Annotated in this window: 15 protein-coding genes and 1 pseudogene; 6 read left to right on the forward strand and 10 right to left on the reverse strand. The window is 75.6% G+C overall.

The features are described from left to right. Positions 1 to 3: 3 nt before the first annotated feature. The 3 genes and pseudogenes from ACFYUY_RS08900 to ACFYUY_RS08910 form a co-directional block, all read right to left on the reverse strand. Positions 4 to 1,530, reverse strand: coding sequence for an SDR family oxidoreductase (locus ACFYUY_RS08900; protein ID WP_387899417.1), 1,527 nt, complete (start codon positions 1,528 to 1,530; stop codon positions 4 to 6). Between the two features lie 102 nt (positions 1,531 to 1,632). Further along, a complete protein-coding gene (locus ACFYUY_RS08905; protein ID WP_387899560.1) occupies positions 1,633 to 2,253 on the reverse strand; it encodes a B12-binding domain-containing protein in 621 nt (206 codons plus the stop codon). Between the two features lie 216 nt (positions 2,254 to 2,469). Continuing rightward, positions 2,470 to 2,679 (reverse strand): annotated as a pseudogene (locus ACFYUY_RS08910) (MerR family transcriptional regulator); the annotation flags it as partial. Between the two features lie 269 nt (positions 2,680 to 2,948). On the opposite strand from ACFYUY_RS08910, the gene ACFYUY_RS08915 reads away from it, so the two are divergent. After that, positions 2,949 to 3,689, forward strand: a complete 741-nt coding sequence (locus ACFYUY_RS08915) for a YqjF family protein (protein WP_387899420.1) — start codon at positions 2,949 to 2,951, stop codon at positions 3,687 to 3,689. 112 nt (positions 3,690 to 3,801) lie between these two features. Continuing rightward, entirely contained in the window at positions 3,802 to 4,233 is a 432-nt protein-coding gene (locus ACFYUY_RS08920; RefSeq protein WP_387899422.1) for an SRPBCC family protein, read from the forward strand. A gap of 336 nt (positions 4,234 to 4,569) precedes the next feature. On the opposite strand, the gene ACFYUY_RS08925 is transcribed toward ACFYUY_RS08920, so the two are convergent. The 4 genes from ACFYUY_RS08925 to ACFYUY_RS08940 all read right to left on the reverse strand — a co-directional run bounded on the left by ACFYUY_RS08925 (position 4,570) and on the right by ACFYUY_RS08940 (position 9,200). Beyond that, a complete protein-coding gene (locus ACFYUY_RS08925) occupies positions 4,570 to 5,286 on the reverse strand; it encodes a flavodoxin family protein (RefSeq protein WP_387899424.1) in 717 nt (238 codons plus the stop codon). A 115-nt stretch (positions 5,287 to 5,401) separates the two neighbouring features. Beyond that, positions 5,402 to 6,058 (reverse strand): hypothetical protein, encoded by a 657-nt coding sequence (locus ACFYUY_RS08930; protein WP_387899427.1) that lies wholly within the window; start codon positions 6,056 to 6,058, stop codon positions 5,402 to 5,404. A gap of 201 nt (positions 6,059 to 6,259) precedes the next feature. Beyond that, positions 6,260 to 7,801, reverse strand: coding sequence for a carboxylesterase/lipase family protein (locus ACFYUY_RS08935; protein WP_387899430.1), 1,542 nt, complete (start codon positions 7,799 to 7,801; stop codon positions 6,260 to 6,262). 226 nt (positions 7,802 to 8,027) lie between these two features. Beyond that, positions 8,028 to 9,200, reverse strand: coding sequence for a CopD family protein (locus ACFYUY_RS08940; protein ID WP_387899433.1), 1,173 nt, complete (start codon positions 9,198 to 9,200; stop codon positions 8,028 to 8,030). Positions 9,201 to 9,618: 418 nt separating this feature from the next. Here ACFYUY_RS08940 and ACFYUY_RS08945 point away from each other — a divergent pair, with 418 nt between their 5' ends. The 4 genes from ACFYUY_RS08945 (at position 9,619) to ACFYUY_RS08960 (ending at position 16,523) form a co-directional block, all read left to right on the forward strand. Further along, entirely contained in the window at positions 9,619 to 10,449 is an 831-nt protein-coding gene (locus ACFYUY_RS08945) for a PIG-L family deacetylase (RefSeq protein WP_387899436.1), read from the forward strand. A gap of 727 nt (positions 10,450 to 11,176) precedes the next feature. Continuing rightward, positions 11,177 to 13,000, forward strand: a complete 1,824-nt coding sequence (locus ACFYUY_RS08950; protein WP_387899439.1) for an RNA ligase family protein — start codon at positions 11,177 to 11,179, stop codon at positions 12,998 to 13,000. Continuing rightward, a complete protein-coding gene (locus ACFYUY_RS08955; protein WP_387899442.1) occupies positions 13,000 to 15,942 on the forward strand; it encodes an RNA repair domain-containing protein in 2,943 nt (980 codons plus the stop codon). Before ACFYUY_RS08950 ends, ACFYUY_RS08955 begins: the two co-directional genes overlap by 1 nt. A gap of 149 nt (positions 15,943 to 16,091) precedes the next feature. After that, positions 16,092 to 16,523 (forward strand): PPOX class F420-dependent oxidoreductase, encoded by a 432-nt coding sequence (locus ACFYUY_RS08960; protein WP_387899444.1) that lies wholly within the window; start codon positions 16,092 to 16,094, stop codon positions 16,521 to 16,523. A gap of 71 nt (positions 16,524 to 16,594) precedes the next feature. Here the strand turns inward: ACFYUY_RS08960 and ACFYUY_RS08965 are convergent, their stop codons facing one another. From ACFYUY_RS08965 to ligA, 3 genes are all read right to left on the reverse strand, one after another. Next, on the reverse strand, positions 16,595 to 17,398 hold the full coding sequence (locus ACFYUY_RS08965; protein ID WP_387899447.1) for a putative protein N(5)-glutamine methyltransferase: 804 nt from the start codon (positions 17,396 to 17,398) through the stop codon (positions 16,595 to 16,597). A 369-nt stretch (positions 17,399 to 17,767) separates the two neighbouring features. Next, positions 17,768 to 18,667: a DUF1963 domain-containing protein gene (locus tag ACFYUY_RS08970; RefSeq protein ID WP_387899449.1), complete on the reverse strand. Its 900-nt coding sequence runs from the start codon at positions 18,665 to 18,667 to the stop codon at positions 17,768 to 17,770. 55 nt (positions 18,668 to 18,722) lie between these two features. Further along, complete coding sequence (gene ligA / locus ACFYUY_RS08975; RefSeq protein WP_387899452.1) at positions 18,723 to 20,798, reverse strand: NAD-dependent DNA ligase LigA; 2,076 nt, start codon at positions 20,796 to 20,798, stop codon at positions 18,723 to 18,725. Between the last annotated feature and the right edge of the window lie 35 nt (positions 20,799 to 20,833).

A 20,833-nucleotide genomic window follows, 5' to 3' on the forward strand; every position in this document is an offset into this window, starting at 1 on the left:
GGTTCATCGTGCTTGCGCCGTGGGGCGTGGTGCCGGCCGGGTTCCGCCCTTTCCCGCACGCTCGGTGATGTTGCGGGCCATGCCCGAGAAGACGAACGTGTGGAACGGCGCGACCGACCACCAGTAGGCGTGCCCGGCGAGTCCGTGCGGATGGAACAGCGCCCGCTGGCGGTAGTGGGCCCCGTGATCGCCGTCCGCCGTCACCGACAGCTCCAGCCAGGCCAGGCCCGGCAGGCGCATCTCGGCCCGCAGGCGCAGCAGGCGACCGGGTTCGATCTCCTCGACGCGCCAGAAGTCGAGGGAGTCGCCGACGCGCAGCCTCGCCGGGTCGCGGCGGCCGCGCCGCAGGCCGACACCGCCGGCCGCGCGGTCGAGCCAGCCGCGCAGGGCCCAGGCGAGGGGGAAGGAGTACCAGCCGTTGTCGCCGCCGATGCCTTCGATCACCTGCCAGACGGCGGCGGGCGGGACGCTGACGGTGAGTTCCTGGACGTCCTGGTAGAGGCTGCCGCCGGCCCAGTCGGGGTCGCTGGGAAGCGGGTCGCTCGGGGCTCCGGGCAGCGAGGCGGACGACCAGCGGGTGGCGACGTCGGCGTCCTTGATCCGGCGCAGGGCCAGTTCGACGGCCCGGTCGAAGCCGGTCAGTCCACCCTCCGGGTCGGGCACCCAGCGGGCGATGTCGTGCTCGCCGCAGACCACCTCGTGGCGCAGCGACTCGACCAGGGGGCGGGCGATGGAGTTCGGCACCGGGGTCACCAGGCCGATCCAGTGGCTGGACAGGTACGGCGTGAGGACGGGGACCGGGACGATGAGGCGCCGGTGCAGGCCGGCGGTGCGGGCGTAGCGCTGCATCATCTGCTCGTAGGTGAGGACGTCGGGGCCGCCGATGTCGAAGCTGCGGTTGATCCCGGGCGGCAGGTGGGCGGCGCCGGCCAGGTAGTGCAGGACGTCGCGGACCGCGATGGGCTGGATCCGGGTGGAGACCCAGCGCGGGGTGACCATCGCGGGCAGGCGTTCGGTGAGGTGGCGCAGCATCTCGAAGGAGGCGCTGCCGGAGCCGATGATGACGGCGGCGCGCAGTTCGGCGGTGGGCACGCCGCTGTCGCGCAGGATGCGGCCGACCTCGGCGCGCGAGCGCAGGTGCGGTGAGAGGCCGTCGGGGGTGTGTGCGGGGACGAGGCCGCCGAGGTAGACGATGCGGCGCACCCCTGCGGCCGCGGCGGCGGCTCCGAAGGTGCGGGCGGCCGCCCGGTCGGTGGCTTCGAAGGCGGGTCCGGTGCCGAGTGAGTGGATCAGGTAGTAGGCGACGTCGATGCCGTCGAAGGCTCCGGCGAGGCTGTCGGGCCGGGTGACGTCGCCGGTGGCGGTCTCCACCGTGGCCCGCCAGGGCTGGTCGCGCAGGCGGCTCGGGTCGCGGACCAGGCAGCGGACGGCGTGGCCGCGCGCGAGGAGTTCGGGGACCAGCCGGCCCCCGATGTAGCCGGTGGCGCCGGTGACCAGGCAGCGCAGCGGCCGGGACGTGGTGAGGTCCATCGCGGTTCCTCCTTCAGGGGCACTGGTTCGTGGCGGGTACCCGGGCGGAGCGAGGCGACGGGCTTCGTCCGGTCCGCCCGGTCGTGCCTGCTCGGCCTCCAGCTAGCGAGGCGCGCGGTGGCCCGGATTCCTCGCGGCATCCTCGAGCAGGTCGACGGCCGCCTGCAGGGTGCGGGGGCAGGACGCGCCCGGGGGTGGTCCCTGGCGGAGCCAGCCGGGCCCGGCCGTCACCACGAGAGAGCTGGCGCGGGAGCCGCGCGGCCCCCAGGTCGCGGCGGCGGCCTGGCGGGCGAGCTCCCGATCTGCGGTGCGGTGGTCCTGGGACCAGATCATCACGACGCCGGGGCCGAGACGGTGGACGGCGTCGAGCAGGGCGCGGGGCGGGACGGCGCCGCCCAGCATGCGGAACGGGACGGCACGTTCGGTCAGCGCCGCCGCCGTGGCCTCCAGCGGAAGGGTGTGCTGCTCGCCCGGCCCCGCGGCCAGCAGCACCGGGTGCACGGACCCGGCCGGGACGGCGGCGATGGCCGCCTCGCGCAGGACGCTGGACACGTGCCAGGACAGCAGGTGCTCGACCTCGACGTACTGCTCGCCGTCCACGGCCCACTTGCGGCCCGCAGCGCGCAGGGCCGGCATCATCACCTCGGTCCAGGCCTCGATGACGCCGAGCGCCGCGACGGCCTCGCGCAGGATCCTGACGGTCTCCGCAGCGTCGAGGCGCACCGCCGCACGGGCCAGCCCTCGGCATTCGGGGCGCACCGTCCCCACTCTCAGGGCCCGGCCGCCGCTGGCGCCGGCGCCAGGGTGATCCACCGCGGGTGCGGGCCCTCGGCCCGACGTGGGGGAGTCGCGGTCTTCCGCGTCACGGCCGGCCAGCGCGGCCCTGGCGGCTTCGGCGGGCGGGACTCCACGGGCGGTGAGGTGGCACATCGTCTCCAGGACGGCGATGTCGCGAGGGCTCCATCGGCGATGGTGGCCCGCTTCGCGGTGGGCAGGGCCGATGCCGTAACGGCGCTCCCAGGAACGCACGGTGGTCGGTGACACGCCGAGCGTCCGCGCGACTGCGCCTGTCGGCAGGCCCGCCTCCTCCGCTGCGTCGGGCACAGCCGAGAGGGCGGGGGTTTCATGGACGGGCGGTGGTGTCACCATCGCGGGTACCTCCTCGGCGCAGTGCCGGATGCAGGCTCGGGTGCCGGTAGCCGGCCTCTCCCACGGTGCATCGTTTCGGGCCCCCGGGCGCACTTGCAGCGTTAATGCAACGCCTTGCGGTTCGGGGCACGAGTCCCGCGCAACCGCCGCCCATGCGCCACGTCAGCCGACCGCACCGCCCGCGGGCACGGTGGTGCACCACCGATGCACATCCCACTCGCCACGCCGGCGGGGGCAACCTGGCAGTCCACTGGCGAGCGGGAGGAACGATGATCATCGAGCCGGTCACGGTGCGGACCACGAGACCCGTGCGCCGCCCCGTGCTGTCGCAGTTCTGGCGCCACCTGCTGTTCGTCCACTGGCCCGTGAACCCGGCGTCCGTCGCACCGCTGCTGCCACCGCGGGTGATGCCCGATGTGTGGAACGGAACCAGCTGGGTCGGTCTCGTGCCGTTCCAGATGGAGCGTCTGGGCCTCGGCCGGGGCCCGGGCCTGCCCTACTTCGGGACGTTCCCCGAGGTGAACGTCAGGCTCTACTCCGTCGACCGGCAGGGACGGCGCGGCGTCGTCTTCCGGTCCTTGGAGTGCCCCCGGCTGGCGGCCGTCCTGGCCGCCCGCGCGACGCTGTCACTGCCGTACCGCTGGTCCTCCACACACCTGAGGGTCGACGGCGACTCCTACGTCATGGCCACCCGGGCACACCGTCCGGCGCCCGCCGGTACCGGTTGTGTGCTGACCGCGCGCACCGGGAGGCAGCTCCTCACCCCCGGCCCGCTGGCCGACTTCCTGACCGCGCGATGGGGCCTGCACACCCAGGTCGGCGGCCGGACCGTCTACCTCCCCACCGACCATCCTCCGTGGCCGCTGTACGAAGCACGCCTCGGGGACCTCTCCGACGGCCTGGTCCGTGCGGCGGGCGTCACGGTACGAGGAGCACCCACCAGCGTGCTCTACTCACCGGGCGTACCCGTGCGCTTCGGCAGGTGGCAGAACGTCGACGGCCCCACCTGATCCGCCGAAGCCCGGTACGAGGCGGCGCCGAGCGACGCAATCCGCGGACACCCTCCGTTCCGAAGCTACAGCGGACCGGCAGCCAGCCGCCCGGCAACGGTGGGAGACGCTCATGATCAGAGTGCAGCGCACGCTGACCCTCGACCGGCCGCGACAGGAGGTGTTGCGCTACCTGGCGGACTTCACCAACACCCGGCAGTGGGACCCGGGAACGGTTCGATGCGAGCGCCTGGACAGCGGTCCGGTCGCCGAGGGCTCGACCTGGCGCAACGTCTCCCGCTTCCGGGGCCGGGAGAGCGAACTGCTGTACCGGCTGGAGCACCTCTCCCCCGACCGCCTGGTGTTCGTCGGTCGCAACCGCACCGTCACGGCGACCGACGACATCACGCTGGCGACGACCGGTACCGGCACGGTCCTCACCTATCGGGCCCAGCTGCAGTTCAACGGCCTCGCCCGGCTCGCCGCACCACTGCTGCGGCGGGAATTCGAGCGCCTGGCCGACGCCGTCGCAGCACGCCTGCCCGTCGTCCTCGCCGGCACGTGACGCCGACGAGCCGAGCAGGCCTGCCGCTGATCGGCGCCGAACGCGTCCGAGCGGCTCGGCGGCCTGGACGCCGGCCTGGACGCCATCGGCGCGGTGGCGTTCGGCCCCTGCAGGCAGCTGGGCCCGGAGACGGCGGAACACCGGACGGCCATCGACACCCTCGTACCCGTGGCGGTGCTCCAGGGCGCGCTCCCCTGCTCGGCCCGGGCCGCTCCGCCGGGGCGATCACCGGCGGCGTCGACCGCCCACTCGTCGGCGCCGCCGCCCACCGGGCGTCCAGAACCACGCTGTCCGCCTGGCTGGACACCGCACGCGCCGAACACGCGGCCCGGGGTGTCAGCGGTGCTCGGGGTTCTCGAAGTCGAAGCGGCAGCCCGCGTCCCACTCCGAACGCTGGTTGCCGTACGCGGGGATGCCGCCGGCGTCCTTGAGCATGCGGGCCAGGTGGAGCTGGTTCCAGGTCATGAAGGTGGTGTTGCGGTTGGTGAAGTCGTTGTCCGGGCCGCCGGAGCCCTCGTCGAGGTAGGACGGGCCGGGGCCGGCCTCGCCGACCCAGCCGGCGTCGGCCTGCGGGGGGATCGTGTAGCCGAGGTGCTGGAGGCTGTAGAGCACGTTCATCGCGCAGTGCTTGGCGCCGTCCTCGTTGCCGGTGATCAGACAGCCGCCGACCCGGCCGTAGTAGGCGTACTGGCCCTCGGAGTTGAGGATCGACGAGCAGGCGTACAGCCGCTCGATGACCTGCTTCATCACGGAGGAGTTGTCCCCCAGCCAGACCGGCCCGGCGAGGGTGAGGATGTCGGCGGACATCACCTTGGAGTAGATGACGGGCCACTCGTCGGTGTCCCAGCCGTGTTCGGTCATGTCGGGCCAGACGCCGGTGGCGATGTCGAGGTCGACGGCCCGGAGGACCTCGACCTCGACGCCCTGGCGTTCGAGGATGCCGGTGCTGACGTCGATCAGGCCCTGGGTGTGGCTGCGTTCCGGGGAGCGCTTGAGGGTGCAGTTGATCACCAGGGCGCGAAGGTCGGCGTACGACGTCGTCGGGTCCGGCACGGGTTCCTCCCAGATGGTCCGGGAGCCGGGCGGGTCGCGGACTCCCCGTACAGCTGACCAGCCCGGCGGCGCGGGCGCGCGCCGGGCTGGTCCGGTCGCCTGACGGTCGACCGGGTCAGGCGGACGGGCCGGCCAGGGTGACGGGCAGGCCGGCCTCGATGCGGCTCAGCAGGCGGCCGCCGTGGACGCCGGGGGCGTCGAAGCCGCGCAGCTCGTCCGGGTCCTCCCCGGTGCCGGTGGTGAGGACCTCGGGTACGAGCACCGTCGCGGCGTCGACCGGCGGCCCGCCGGCGGAGGGGGCGAGGTAGGCGGGCGCGAGCACCGGACCGTGCAGGGTGCCCTCGACCAGGTCGGGGGCGAACTCGGCGGACAGCACGGTGACCCGGGCGTGCAGGTCGCCGTGGAGCATCACGAGCTTGTCGGTCATGTTGCCGACGAAGGCCTCGACGTGGACGTCCCCGCGGACGAGGAGCTTGGCGTCGCCCTCCAGGTAGACGGCGGCGGCCCTGAGGTCCCCGAGGACGATCAGCGCCGGGCAGCCGTCGTCGGTGTTGAGGACGGCACCGGTGACGGCGAGGTCGCCGTCGACGACGTAGCCGGTGCCGTCCGGCTCCGCGGCGTCGAGGTCGAGGTGACCGTCGACCGTAAGATCGCCGGTGTGGACGTCGTACTCCTCCTCGTAGAGGTTCTCGTAGGAGGAGACGGGCAGGCCGCGGCGCTCGAAGAGGGCGACCGCCTCGTCCCAACTGTGGCTCGTGGTGGTGATGTTCATGGGCCGCACTGTGTCATGCGGCACTGTCAGCCAGGACCGCGGGAGTGCCGCCGGCGACCGGCCGGCACGACGCGCGTCCGGCCCTCCGGGTGCCGGTGGAGGAGCCGGCCGCGGCTGGGGTGGCGAGCCGGGAACTCACACCTGTCCCGGGCCGACCCGACCCGTGGCCCCGGCCTCCGAGGGCCGCCAGGGTGAGGGGCGTCAGCCGCCGACCAGCGGGAGGGCGGCGAAGTCGTGGTCCTGCCAGAGCAGTCGGGAGGCCTCCTCCGGGTAGGGGGCGACGGCCGGGTGCGCGTCGAGGAGCTGGACGAGGCGCCGCCCGGGCTCGTGGGCGGGCCAGCCCGGGTCCCCGTCGGTCGCGAAGGCCGTCCAGGCGGTGCGCATCCGTGCGGAGAGCTCCTCCGCCTCCGGCGAGGGGGTGTCGCCGATCAGCAGCGCGGGTTGGCCGCTGCTCAGGTTGCCGAAGACGAGCGGGACGTCGAGGCCGTGGCAGGCGCCGAGGATCCCGCCGAGTCCGGGGGCGGGCCAGGTGAGCTCGTAGAGGAACGTCCGGCCCCCGGCGGCGGCGTGCGCCCGGGCGAGGTGGAGGGTCGGCATGCGGAACAGCCAGTCGGCGTTGACCAGTTCGTAGAGTTCCTCGGGGCCGGCCGCCGGGTGGGCGGCCCGGTGGCGGCGGGCGCCGTCCGGGCCGGGGGCGAGCATCCGCAGGGCGGTCTCGGCCTGTTCCTCGGTGACCTGGCCGAGCACGCCGTCGATCAGGCTGAACAGCCGGTGTTCGTCGCGGGTGTGGCCGACGAGGAGGTCGACGTCCGCGGCGGTGCCGGTGGCGAGCGCCTGCCAGGGGGTGGCGGGCAGGACGTCGCCGTCGACGACGGGGGCGAACGGGATCGGCCGGTGGGTGATCGGGCCCCAGCGGTCCGCCCACCGGCCGATCTTCGCGGAGACGGCGTCGCCCGCGGCGGGCAGCCGGGCCGGGTCGACGGTGGACAGGTCGGCCACCGTGGGCCGCAGTCCCAGTTCGGCGGCGCAGGCGGCGGCGACGTCGGCGGCCAGCTCGGGCGTGAGGAACGTCCCCGGCATGCTCTGCGCGACGGCCCGGCGGAAGAGTCCGGCCGCCCGCGGCATCGCCAGCAGGGCGGCGACCGAGCCGCCGCCCGCCGACTGGCCGGCGACCGTGACCCGCGACGGGTCGCCACCGAAGGCCCGGACGTTGTCGTGGACCCAGCGCAGGGCGGCGAGCTGGTCGAGCAGACCGCGGTTGGCGGGGGCGCCCTCGATCTGCGCGAAGCCCTCCAGGCCCAGCCGGTAGTTGAGCGTGACCACGACGAGGCCGCCCGCAGCCAGCCGGCCGCCGTCGAACTCGGGCAGCGCGGAGGAGCCGATCACGTAGCCGCCGCCGGGGATCCACACCAGCACCGGGAGGCCCGCGCCCGGGCCCGGGTCGGGCGACCAGACGTTGACCGTCAGCCAGTCACCGCCCGCGGCCGGATCGGCGGGGCCGTCCGTGCCGAGCACTCCGGCCTGGGGCGGTGGCGGGCCGTACGCTCCGGCCGCCCGCACACCGGCCCACCCGCGGACGGGCTGCGGTGCGGCGAAGCGCAGCGCCCCGACCGGCGGTTCGGCGAACGGGACGCCGCGGAAGACCGCGAGCCCCGCCTCCCAGGTGCCGCGCAGCGCACCCGCGGTGGTGCGGGCCTCCGGTGCGGGCGTGGACTCGGACGGGCTGGCTGTGGAGGCGGTCACGACGACGTCCCTTCCGGCGGATCCGGCTGGTGCGGCCGATCCGGACCGAGACGCGCCGGTCCGGTCCGGTTCGGTCTGGTTCGGGCAACCGGGTCGGCACCGGACGGCGAAGGGCCCGGCCGCCCGCTCCGCGGATCATCGCACCGGATCGGGGGTCGGGCCACTGGTTTTGGGGACGGCCGCGGGCGGCGGGGCGGGCGGGCTTCGGCGGGCGCCGCGGGTCCGGTCAGGCCGCGGCCGTGGTGGGCGTGCGGCGGGCCAGCGCGTCGGAGGCCTTGGCCGTGGCGTAGAGCGAGACGGCCAGGGCGACGACCAGGGCGGCCCCGCTGGCGAACACCGTGGTGGAGGAGACGGCCTTGGCGCTGCCGGCCTCGGTGCGGGCCGAGCCCGAGATGAAGGGCATGACGGCGAGCACGGCGACGCCGAGCGCGACCTCGCCCCACACGACCAGCGGGAAGTGCCGCAAAGTCAGGTGCAGCAGCGAGCTCTGGTCGTCGGCCCGGCGGGCGTGGACGATCCGCGGCATCAGGCGGAACTGGTTGAAGGCTCCGGCGGCGACGAGGCCGAGGACCAGCAGGACCTTGACGGACAGGGCGATGCCGTAGCCGGTGGTCCACAGCTGGGAGACCGCACCGACGTGCTTCCAGCTCAGCCAGAGGCCCGACACGGTGACCGCGCCGACGCAGACCATGGCGACCAGGCTGAACCGGCGCCACACGTCGGCCCAGAGCAGTCCGGCGCCGTCGCCGAGCCGGCCGCGGGTGCCGGCCAGGGCGACCAGGAGGGCGAGGCCGCCGAGCCAGACCGTGCCGGAGACGATGTGGGTCTGGTCGAAGACGAGGTCCAGCCAGCGGTCGAGGTCGGCGGGCTTGGTGGCCGGCACGGCGCCGATCAGGGTGACGGCGAGCGAGAGCGGCAGCGCGAGGAGGGCGACGGCGTCGACGTGCCGGCGGACGGCCGGGACGAACAGGGACGTCAGGGCGGCGGCCGTCACCACCAGGACCGCGTTCTGCACCAGGTAGACGGTGCCCTGGGCGATCCAGGCGCCCTTGGCGGCGGGGGCCTGCAGGAAGTCCAGGATCCGGTCGGGCGCGAGGGCGTCGCCGAAGGGCGTCCCCTTGCCGGCGCGTGCCACCCGGGCCGCGAGCTGGAAGTACCCGGCGACCAGCAGCACCACGCCCGCCCAGGCGAGGTAGGCCGCGGTTCTTCTTCGCAGCACCACCGTGTCCTCGGGGCTTGTCTGCGGCGCGCGCAGCGCGGGGCGGACGGTGGTGGCGTAGGTGACGGTGGCACCGATGGCCCCGCTGAGGCCGAGGAAGTAGCCGGTCTTGCTGAGGATCCGCCAGGCCTGGGGCATGACGTATCCGGCCGTGGTCGCGGCCAGGGAGGCAGTGTGCATGAGGTAAGGCTAACCTAAATATCCGCCCTCGAGAACACCCCGTCGACCACGGTGAGCAACCACGGCCGCCTCGCGAGCTCCCCGCCACGCCACCCGCGATCCCGACATTTCGGCTGGTGAGACAGCCGGGGCGACTGTGACACCAGCGCGCCGGGCGGGCGTGACGGCGGGGACGGCCCTACCCCATCGCCACGCTCCGTACACGAAACGGCGATGGCACCGGACCGGCCGTCCGGCGCCGCCACCGCTCGCGTCAGGCCTGCGGAGTGCGCCCCGCGCCGGAGGCCGGGCGGCCGGAATAGCGGGCGGTGGCCCCGTCGTTCCCAACAGTCGATCAGAACCACGGCGAACCACGCTCCCTGTCGGCCCCGTGCCGCAGACTGAGGCCGAACACTCGGCAGACCGAAGGATGAGCCCCATGACTGACCGGCCCTTGACCCTGATGGCCGTGCACGCCCACCCCGACGACGAGGCCACCGGCACGGGCGGTGTGCTCGCCCGCTACGCGGCCGAGGGCATCCGCACGGTGCTCGTCACCTGTACCGACGGCGCCTGCGGAGACGGTCCGGGGGGCGTCAAGCCCGGCGAGGCCGGGCACGACCCGGCGGCCGTAGCCGCGATGCGCCGTCAGGAGCTGGAGGCCAGCTGCGAGGTCCTCGAGGTCGGCCACCTCGAACTGCTCGAGTACGGCGACTCCGGGATGATGGGCTGGCCCGCCAACGACGCGCCCGGCTCGTTCTGGACAACGCCGGTGGACGAGGCGGCGGCCCGCCTGGCCGACCTGATGCGGAAGTACCAGCCCGACGTGGTCGTGACGTACGACGAGAACGGCTTCTACGGCCACCCCGACCACATCCAGGCCAACCGCATCACGACGAGGGCGCTGGAGCTGGTCGGCACGGCTCCGAAGGTGTACTGGACGACGGCGCCGCGCTCGATGATGGCGAAGTTCGGGGAGGTCATGCGCGAGCTCGGCGGGGAGTGGGAGGAGCCGGGCAGCGAGGGGTCGGAGCTGCCCGAGATCGGCCTCCCCGACGAGGAGATCACCACCTGGGTGGACGCCACCGGGTTCGGCGGCCAGAAGTACGACGCGCTGGCCGCGCACGCCAGCCAGGGCGAGAACATCTTCTTCCTGAAGATGGGCAAGGAGAAGTTCACCCAGCTGATGGGTGTGGAGACCTTCGTCCGGGTGCACGACACCACCGACGCGGAACTGCCCGAGAACGACCTCTTCGCCGGCCTGCGCTGAACGACCCGCCACCCGGGCCACGGCGCCGCTCTCCGGTCACGGCCAGCCCGTCGGCCTCGCCGTCGCCGTGGCCCGGGCGGCGGCGATCGCGGCACAGGAGCGCCGGACCTCCTCCGCCGCCCAGCCGGCGGGCAACGGCCCCCTGGGCCCGGAGGGCGGCGGCCCGCCGCTGGAGGTCGCGGAGCGCCCCGCCCTGGGCGCTGGACAGACCCATCTCCTGGTAGTCGCCGAGGTCGGTGCCGCCGTCGAGGGCGGTCTGCAGCCAGGGCCCGATGCTCAGCACGCAGTCCGCCACGGGGTCGGCCGACGGGACCGCCCCTGCGGCGGACGGCGACGCCGTGGCGGGCGACACGGTGGCGCGTGCGGCGGTCGGCGGTCCGCCGCACGCCGCGGCCATGGCCAGCCCCACCACCAGCCCCGTCAGGCCCGTCAGGCCTGTCAGGCCTGTCAGCCCCAGGCCCCGCAGGCCGACCAGCCCCGTAGCACCCGGCAGGCCCGTCGGACCCGCGCCCGTCGAGCCCGCCCCGAGCCGTCTCCCCATGCGCGCATTGTGGCGCCCGCCGGCCGGCCGCGCCAGGGAGCCGACCGTGCCCGCCACCCCGCCCACCCGGCCGGCCGACCGGCCGTCACCCCGCCCACCTGCGCCGTTGGCCCGTTAATCGGTGGCCGGGCGTTCTCCCCCGCTCCTAGAGTGTCGGCGGATCAACCACCTTCCAAGGAGCCGGGCATGCGCGTGCACTACCCTCGGACGCCGCACCTGCCCTGGTCCCCGGGGGCGGCGGCGGACGACGTCCGCAGCGGCGACCTCTCCGGGCTGACGGGCGCGGAGGTCGTCGTCACCGAGAAGCTCGACGGCGAGAACACCACGCTCTACCGGGACGGCCTGCACGCCCGTTCGCTGGACTCGGCGCACCACCCCTCCCGTGCCTGGGTGAAGGGCCTGCAGGGCCGGATCGGCGCGCGGATCCCGGCCGGCTGGCGGATCTGCGGGGAGAACCTGTTCGCCCGGCACTCGATCCCGTACACCGACCTGGAGAGCTGGTTCCACGGCTTCTCGGTCTGGACCGACCGGGACGTCTGCCTCGGCTGGGACGACACCGTCCGCTTCCTGCGCCGCCTCGGCGTGCCGGCACCGCGGGTGCTCTGGCGCGGCCGGTACGACGAACGGGCCCTGCGGGCGCTGCGGTTGGACCTCGACCGCCAGGAGGGCTACGTGGTGCGGACCGCCGCGGGCTTCCCCCGGGCGGAGTTCGGTCGGCGGGTCGCCAAGTGGGTGCGGCCGCAGCACGTGCGGACCGACACGCACTGGATGCACACCGCCGTCGTGGAGAACGGGCTGGGCCCGGGCGCCGCCCTCTGGTCGGTGCGCTCCGGGGCGCTGCCGGAACTCCCCGCACTGGCCGCCGCACTGCAGCTACCCGAGGACGGACTGCTCGGGGCGGGACTGCTCGAGGACGGACCACGCGAGGCCGGACTGCCCGCCACCGGCGACCGGTTGGCCGAGGTGTCCGCCCGGCTGGACGAGCTCGGCCGCGGCGGGGACGCGCGACTGGCCGGAGTGCTCGCCACCGCGCTGGGCGCGGCCCGCCGGGAGGGCCTGGCACCCCGGCTGGCCGGTGTGCTCGGCCTGCCGCTGGCCCGACGGGTCGCCGACCTGGTCGGACTGCACCCCGGCCTGCAGCAGCCCTATCCGGACGAGGACCGCCGCACCGGGCTGGTCCGGCTCTCCTGCGCCGCCGACCTCGGCGTCCTGCACGCCGTCGCCGCGACGGCCGCGCCCGGAGCGTCGGAACGCGACCAGGTGGCCTGGTCCGCGCTGCACGCCGAGGACGCCGGGCTGCTCGCCGAGGCGCCGCTGCGCCCGCTGCGGGAGGGCCTGCGCGAGGCGCTCGCGGGCCTCGACCGGGACGCCGCCGACCGCTGCTGGGCGCAGGCCCGCGAGGCGTACGCGCTGGGCCGGATCCACACCGTCGAGGAGGCCGTGGCGGCCGCCTGGCGGTGGCGGGACGGCCGCTTCCCGCGGCTGGTGCACCTCGCCGGCCCGGCGGGCAGCGGCAAGAGCACCTTCGCGGCCGCCCTGCCCGGGGTCGGCGCCCGGATCTCGCTGGACGACCTGCGCGAGGCCCGCGGCTCCCGCGCGGACCAGCGCGACAACGCCGCCGTGCTCCGGGAGGGCCTGGACCGGCTGGACGCCGCCCTCGCCCGGACCGACCCCGCCCATCCGAGCGACCCGGCCGGCCCGCCCGACCCGGCCCGCCCGGCCACCGTCGTCTGGGACGCCACCTCGCTCAACCGGCATCAGCGCGCGGCCGTGCACGCCGTGGCGCAGCGCCGCGACGCCCTGGTCACCCAGGTGGTGCTGCTGGTCGACGAGGCCGAGCTGGCGCGCCGCAACGCCGCCCGGCCGCACCCGGTGCCGCCGGAGGTGCTCGCGGCCCAGCTGCGCCGGTTCAGCCCGCCCTACCCCGGCCAGGCCCACCGCACCTGGTACGTCGGCCCGAGTGGCACCGTGGAGGACACGGCCGGCACCCTCGACGGAGAGGACGACTGATGCGCCCCATCGAACAGGTCTGTCAGCGGGTCCGCTGGGACTCCCGCTTCGACCCCGCACGGTTCTCGGTGGGCGTGCGCCAGCGCGACGACCGCACCGAGCTCGTCCCGCTGGAGGCCTTCGCCGACGCGGGCGACATCCCCTGGCACCGGGTGCGCTTCGTCGAGGCCGACGGCGTCCGGGTCTGGGACCGCGACTCGGGTGTGGACGTCCTGGACAGCACCGCGGCCGGCCGGCGCACCGCACCGCGCCGCCTTCCGGCACCGTTCTTCACCGCCCTCACCCCGTACGACTGGCGGCCGGACGGCGGCTGGCGGCCCGCCGAACCGGCCTCCGGCACCACCCGCGGCGACACCGGCGGCGGCGACACCGGCGACACCACCGGCGCCGCCCCCGTGCGGGTGGTCACCTGGAACACCCTGTGGGACCGCTACGACGCCGACCGGATCGACACCGCCCGGCGACGGCCGCTGCTGCTCGCCGCGCTGGAGGCGGCGGACGCGGACGTCATCGCGCTGCAGGAGGTCGAACCGGCCCTGGTCGCCCTGCTGCTGGACGCCCCCTGGGTACGGGCCGGCTACACCCTCGGCGCCGACCCGCTCGGTCCCGACGTCGACGCGTACGGGCTGCTGCTGCTCAGCCGGCTGCCGGTGCTGGAGGCGGGCCGGCACGTGCTGGGCCCGCACAAGGCCGTCACCGCCGTCACGCTGGGCGCCGCCGTCACGCTGGGCGCCGCCGACGCACCGCTGACCGTCGCCGCCGTCCACCTGACCAGCGACCACACCGCGGGCGGCCCGGCCCGCCGGGAGGCCGAACTGGCCCAACTCGCCGAGGGCCTGGCCGGCGTCCAGGGCGACCTGCTGCTGCTCGGGGACTTCAACGACGGCCGCTCCGGCGCCGAGGGCCCGGCCGCCGCGCTCGGCCTGCGGGACGCCTGGACGCAGGTGCACGGGCCCGCCGACGCGACCGCCACCTTCGACCCGACCGCCAACCCGCTGGCCGCGGTCTCCTCGCTCAGCGGCCGGGCCGCCCGGCTGGACCGCGTCCTGCACCGCACCGAGCGGGCCCGGGTGGCGGCCGCGGCCCTGCTCGGCGACCGGCCGGACGCCTCGGGGCTGTACCCGTCCGACCACTACGGCGTGCTGGTGGACCTCGACCTGGCCGGGACCGGGGCGACCGCGCTGCTCGACGTGGCGCCGACCGCCCGCACCGCCGTCGCCTGGATCCCGCCCGAGGAGCTGTGGCCCCCGATCCAGCGCCTGCGCGGCCGGTACGACCCTCAGCTGCGGCGCTGGCCGCCGCACGTCAACCTGCTGTTCGGCTTCGTCCCGGAGTCCGCCTTCGACCGGGCGCTGCCCCTGCTGGGCGCGGCCGCCGCCGAGCAGGCGCCGTTCACCGCCCGGCTGGACGGCGTGCACACCTTCGGACACCGCGAGGACGCCACCCTGTGGCTGGACCCGGCGGCCTCCTCCCCCGCGCCCTGGGCCGCGCTGCGGCACGCCCTGGAGCGGCGCTTCCCGCGCTGCCGCGGCCGGGCGGAGGGCTTCACCCCGCACCTGACGCTCGGGCGCAGCGCCGATCCGCAGCAGGCCGCCGCCGACTGCGCGGCGCTGCTCGAGGCCGTCACGGCCCGGGTGGGCGAGCTGGTGGTGCTGTCCCGCCGGGGCGGTGAGCCGATGCGTCCGCGCGCGGTGGTCGCGCTGGGCACCGGCGAGGTGCGGTGGCTGGCCGAGCAGCGGACGGCCACCGGGCACGGGGGCTCGGCGCACGAGGTCGCCGGGCACGGAACGGCCGGGGCGGAGCCGGCTCCGCGGCCCGGGGCCCGGCGCCGCGCGGAGGAGGCGGCGGCCCGGGCCGTCGCGGAGCGGATCGCGGCGGCCCTGCCCGAAGGGGTCGTCCACACCGTCGGGTCCCGGCGGATGGGCTGCCAGCTGGACGGCGCCGATCTGGACCTGGTCGCGGTGCTGCCGGGGGCCGCCGATCCGGCCGGGCTGCGTGCCCGGGTAGCGGCGGCGCTGCCCGGCGCCCAGCGGGTCCGCGCGGTGCGCGGGGCCAGGGTGCCGGGGCTGCGGTTCACCGCCGAGGGGCTGGACGTGGACCTCGTCGTGGTCCACTGCGGGTCGCTCGCCCCGGGCGACGCGGTCGGGCGCCGTGCCGAGCTGGGTGCGGAGGCCGCGGTCGCGCTGAGCGCGGTCGGGGACGCCGAGACCGTGCTGGCGGCGGTCGGCGACCGGCACGGGCGGTTCGTCAGGCTGGCCCGGGAGGTCAAGGCCTGGGCCCGGGCGCGCGGTCTGGACTCCGCACCGTTCGGCCAACTGCCCTCACTGGCCTGGACGGTGCTGGCCGCCCGGACGGTCCTGAGTGCCGACGACGTCGCCGAGGAGGACCTGTTCCGGCGATTCGCCGAGACCTGGGCGGCCTGGGACTGGCGGGAGCCGGTGAGCCTGCACGGCACCGTGACGGCCCACCAGGGCGAGCCGGTGGCGGTGTTCACGCCCTCCGCGCCGGTCCGCAGCTGCACCACCCAGGTCGGCCCGGACGCCCGGGAGCTGCTCACCGAGGAGCTCTACCGCGCCTGGGAGCTCGCGACGGAGGCCGACGACCCGTGGCCCGCACTGCTCGCCGTGCCGCCGTTGCACCGGCGGCACGCGGCCTGGGCGGTCGTCACCGTCGAGGCCACGGCGACGGAGGACACCGTCGGCGCGGTGCGCGGGCGGCTCCGGGCCCTGCTGACGGGCCTGGAACGGACCGGGGCCACCGGCCTGCACGCCTGGCCGCGACCGTTCGAGGGCGCCCACGGGGCGACCCGCCTGGCGATCGGCCTCGGCGCCGAGCCGCCGGGCCCCGAGGCCGTCGACCGGATCGCCGCCGCCTGGTGCCGCGGGTTGCCCGGCGTCCGCGTCGAGCGGGTGGACGGCGGCGCGCTGCCGACGCCGGCGTAGCGGGCGCGGCGCGGCACAGGGCGGCGCGGCTCAGGGCGGCACAGCACGGCGGAACCTGTCCATCCGTCAACCTGCCCGCCGGCCCGCCGGCCGCAACACGCCTGCCCTGCCTTGACCTTCACACCGGTGTGAAGGCCGATGATGCTGCCATGACCGCGACCACACCGTTCGACCCGTACGCCCTGCTCGCCCGGAGCCGGCTCGGCATCCTCGCCACCATCAAGGCCGACGGCCGGCCCCAGCTGTCGCCCGTCCTGCCGTACTACGACCCGGAGACCAACGCCATCCTGGTCTCCACCCGGGACGGCCTGGCCAAGACCGCGAACCTGCGCCGGGACCCCAGGGTCAGCCTCGAGGTGACCGGCCCGGACGGCCGCACCTGGGCCACCGCCGAGGGCGTCGCCACCCTCACCGGGCCCGGCACCGACCCCGACAGCCCGGAGGTCGAGGCGCTGGTGGACTACTACCGTCGGGCCGCCGGCGAGCACCCCGACTGGGCGGAGTACCGCGCGGTGATGGTCGCCGACCGCCGCGTCCTGCTGACCATCCCGGTCGACCACGTCTACGGCTCCCGGGTCTGACCCCTCGGTCCCGTACCGGCCGGCCGGGACGCCGCGGCCGGGGACGGGCAACCGCGCCCGTGACGGCCGCGTCAGCGCCGGGTCGCGGTGACCACCGTCGCGTCGAGGTCCTCGTGCCGGATGTCGGCCGCCGCCAGGCCGGCCGCGCGGACGACCGCGAGGGCCGTCGGCGTCTGCCGCTCACTGGTCTCGAACAGCAGCGTCCCGCCCGCCGCGAGCCAGACCGGGGCTTCCGCCACGACCCGGCGCAGCACGTCCAGGCCGTCGGCGCCGCCGTCCAGCGCCGGCCGCGCCTCGTGCAGCCGTGCCTCCGGCGGCAGCAGCGCGATGTCCGCGGTCGGGACGTACGGGACGTTGGCGAGCAGCACGTCCACCCGGCCGCGCAGGGCGTCCGGCAGGGCGGCGAACAGGTCGCCCTCGAAGACCCGCGCCCCGGCGGGCCCGGCCCCGCCGGCGAGGTTGGAACGGGCGCAGCGGACGGCCGCCGGGTCGACGTCGGCCGCGTACAGCTCCACCGGGTGCGGCGCCGCGGCCGCCACCGCGGCCCCGAGGGCTCCGCTGCCGCAGCACAGGTCGACGACCACGGCGCCCGGGCGGGTGAGCCCGGTGGCCGTGGCGGCCAGGAACTCGCTGCGCCGGCGCGGGACGAAGACGCCCGGGTGGACGGCGATCCGCAGGCCGGCGAACTCGGCCCAGCCGACGACGTGTTCCAGCGGACGGCCGGCGGCCCGGGAGCTGACCATCGCGGCCAGTTCGGCCGGGGTCGTGGAGGCGGAGAGGAGGATCCGCGCCTCGTCCTCGGCGAACACGCAGCCCGCGGCGCGCAGCCGGGAGATCACCGAGGAACGGAGGGTGGCGGAGGCGAAGACGGACAAGAGGACCCCTTGGGGGAGATCGGGAGGAGAACGACTCCGTCAGGGCTCCCGCCAGGGTCTGTGCCGCGCCGACGCGTCCGCGCTACGCGCGCGGGGCGCCCGCACGGCCGCGCTCCGGGAGCACCCGCTCGGACATACCGGTAATGGGGCTCACCTCCTTGAGTCGCGGTCGTACTCGGCACCGGCCACCCTACCGCACCACTACCACGGGTGACCGGCCGTTCCCCGGGCCCGCACTGCTCCGTTCCCGGCCCCGGCCGCCCGTTCACGGGACCGGGTCCGCACGCGTTCCACACGCCGATCGCGATGCGCCGCCGCGCGGGGCCGCGCACCCGTGGCGGCCGCCGGCTGCCACGGGTGCGCGCCAGGTCACGAGCAGTCCCAGTGGTGGGCCACCGGACGGTCCGGGCAGGCCCGGCACTCGAAGACGTAGACGCCGCCCGCGTCGCCGATCATCAGTCGGGCCGCCCGGTGGGCTCCACGGCCTCCGGTGGCGTCCTCGCGTTCCTCGCCGGTCTCGCTGTCGCGGTCCTCCAGAGGAAGCCAGGTACGGTACGACTCGCCGTCGTACTCCCCACTACTCACCGTCAGAAGGTGATCCATCGCCTGCCCGCAGCTCGGGCAGTCGGGCCAACAGGGGTCCTGGGTCCAGCTCGGGTACCCGCCGAGCTTGATCCCCGGGGCCTCGGCCAGGTGATAGCCCCACCACAGGCCGGTGCGGGCCTCCAGTTCCTCCATCCGTACCTGCAGTGCCGGGCTCAGCTCCTCCGGAATGTCCCAGCTCGGGTAGTCGACCACCGGCTCGGGGTGCACGACGCACGGTGCCGGGATGCTGTCCCGGGGCGCGGTGCCCACCGTCGACGGCGCGGCGGCCACGACCGGGCCCACCGCTGCGGAACTGCGCCAGATCACCCGGGGCGTGGCCGTCGGGCAGCCGTCGACGATGAACGGGCACCAGAGCACCTGCAGCAGGTCGGCCCCGGCGGGAGAGGCGAGCTGGGGAACGTCCTTCCGGTGGATCTGGATGACGGGGACCATCGGCACCGGCCCCTGTGTCGCGGGTTGCCCCCACTGCTCCGGGTGGCTGGTGCTCGGGCACAGCGGCCACGGCTCGCCGGCCGGCCACAGCAGCGGCCCACCGACCGAACTCTCGGACGGGGACGGCTCGCCGGCCCGCGGGTGGAGACGTACCGCCTCACGGCGCAGCGCCACCAGTTCGGGGAAGAGCTCCTCCACATCCACGGGGCGTGGCGGGGTGGTGCGGGTCATGGTCGTCTCCGTGCGGCAGGGAAGGGGACGGCGTGCTGTATCGGGCGCCGATGGCTCAGGGGAGGTAGGGGGCGACCTGGTCGGCGAACTCCTCGGGGGTGAGGATGCGGATGCCGAGCTCCTCCGCCTTGGCCCGCTTGGAACCGGCCTTCTCGCCTGCCACCAGCAGGGTGGTGCGCTTGGAGACGGACGAGGAGGCCTTGCCGCCGGCGCGTTCGACGAGTTCGTTCATCTCGTTGCGGGACAGCGTGGCGAGCGGGCCGGTCATGCTGCCGGTGACGACCACGGCCTCGCCCGCGAGCGGGCCCGTGCCTGCACCGTCCTCGGCGGCCGGTTCCTCGGCGCCGACGGGGGAGGGCGCCTGCGGAGCGGTGACCTCGGTGCCCACCCCGCGGTCCGCGAGCTTGTCCAACAGATCTGCCAGATCGGCGAGTTCGGCGACGACGACCCGGGCCTTCTCGACCCCGATGCCGTCCACGCCGGCCAGCGCCTCGGCGTCCGCGGCGCGGATCGCGGCCATGCTGCCGAAGTGGGCGGCGATCCGGCGGGACATGGTGCGGCCGGTGCCGCGGATGCCGAGCGCGCAGAACACCCGGTTCAGCGGGCGGCTGCGGGCCGTCTCGATGGCGGCGAGGAGCTTGTCGGCGCTGGTGTCGCCCATCCGCTCCAGGGTCAGCAGCTCGTCCCTGGTGAGGGTGAAGAGATCGGCGAGGTCGGCGACCAGGCCGGCCTCGACCAGCTGGACGGCGCGGGTGCCGCCGAGGCCCTCGATGTCGAGCTGGTCGCGCCCGGCGGCGTAGATCACCGAGGCGACCACCTGGCAGGCCCGGCCGCGCACGCAGCGCCAGCGCTGCTCGGAGGTGTCGATCGCGTCACCGCAGCGCGGGCAGACCTCGGGGAAGACGATCGGCTGCTCGGCGCCGGTGCGCTGGTCGACCAGCGGCGCCTCCACCCGCGGGATGACGTCCCCGGCCCGGTAGACGAACACCTCGTCCCCGATCATCAGACCGCGGCGTTCGATGTCGGCCGGGTTGTGCAGGGTGGCGTAGGTGACGGTGACGCCGTCGATCACCACCGGCTCGAGCACGGCGCGCGGCGCGATGATGCCGGTGCGGCCGACGTTCCACTCCACTCCGAGCAGTCTGGTCACCTTGTGCTGGGCCTGCAGCTTGCGGGCCACCGCCCAGCGCGGGGCCCGGGAGCCGGAGCCGGCCTCCTCCTGGTCGGCCACCGCGTCCGCCTTCACCACCACGCCGTCGATGCCGAAGGGCAGCGCGGCGCGCAGCGCGGCGATCCCGTCGATCCGCTGCTGCGCCTCGGCCAGGGTCGCGCAGCGCAGCGGCGCCGCGTCGGTGGCGGCGGCCGTGTTGGCGCCGAGGACGGCCAGCCGGGCCAACAGCTCGGCGTGGTCGAGGCGTTCGTCGGCCCCGGACAGGCCGAGGGCGTCGTAGGCGAAGAAGGTGAGCTCGACCCGGTAGGGGCGGTCCTTGGCGCGCAGGGTGCCGGCCGCGCCGCTGCGCGGGTGGGCGAAGGGGGTCGCGCCGTGCGCGGTGCGGACGGCGTTGGCCTGCTCGAACTGCTCGTGGGTGAGCAGCACCTCGCCGCGCAGCTCGACGTCCAGCGGCTCGGTGAGCCGCGCCGGCAGGCCGAGCACGGCGTCGGCGGCGGCGGTGATGTCCTCGCCGGCCAGGCCGTCACCGCGGGTGAGCACCTGGGTGAGCCGGCCGGCGCGGTAGCGGGCGGCGACGGCGAGGCCGTCCAGCTTCGGCTCGACGCACCAGGCTGCGACCGGACGGCCGAGCCGGCGCTCCAGCCCTGCCGCCCAGGCCTCCAGCTCCTCGGCCGAGAACACGTTGTCGAGGGAGAGCATCGGGGCGCTGTGCGGGACGTCGCCGACGACCGCGCCGCCGGCGACCTTGCCGGTCGGCGACTCGGCCAGCGCCTCGGCGGGGTGCGCGTCCTCGTAGGCCTCGATCGCCCGCACCAGGGCGTCGTACTCGTCGTCGCCGAGCGGCGTGGAGCCGTCGTCGTAGTACGCGGCGGCGGCGCGCACGGCGGTGGCGACGGCGTCGGCGTAGGCCTGCGGGGAGGCGAGGGCGGCGGGGGAAGCCGTGGTGGCTGCGTCCTTCATACCGACATCATGGCGACCCGCACTGACATTCGGCC

The organism is Kitasatospora sp. NPDC004745, from assembly GCF_042873275.1.
Taxonomy (GTDB): Bacteria; Actinomycetota; Actinomycetes; order Streptomycetales; family Streptomycetaceae; genus Kitasatospora.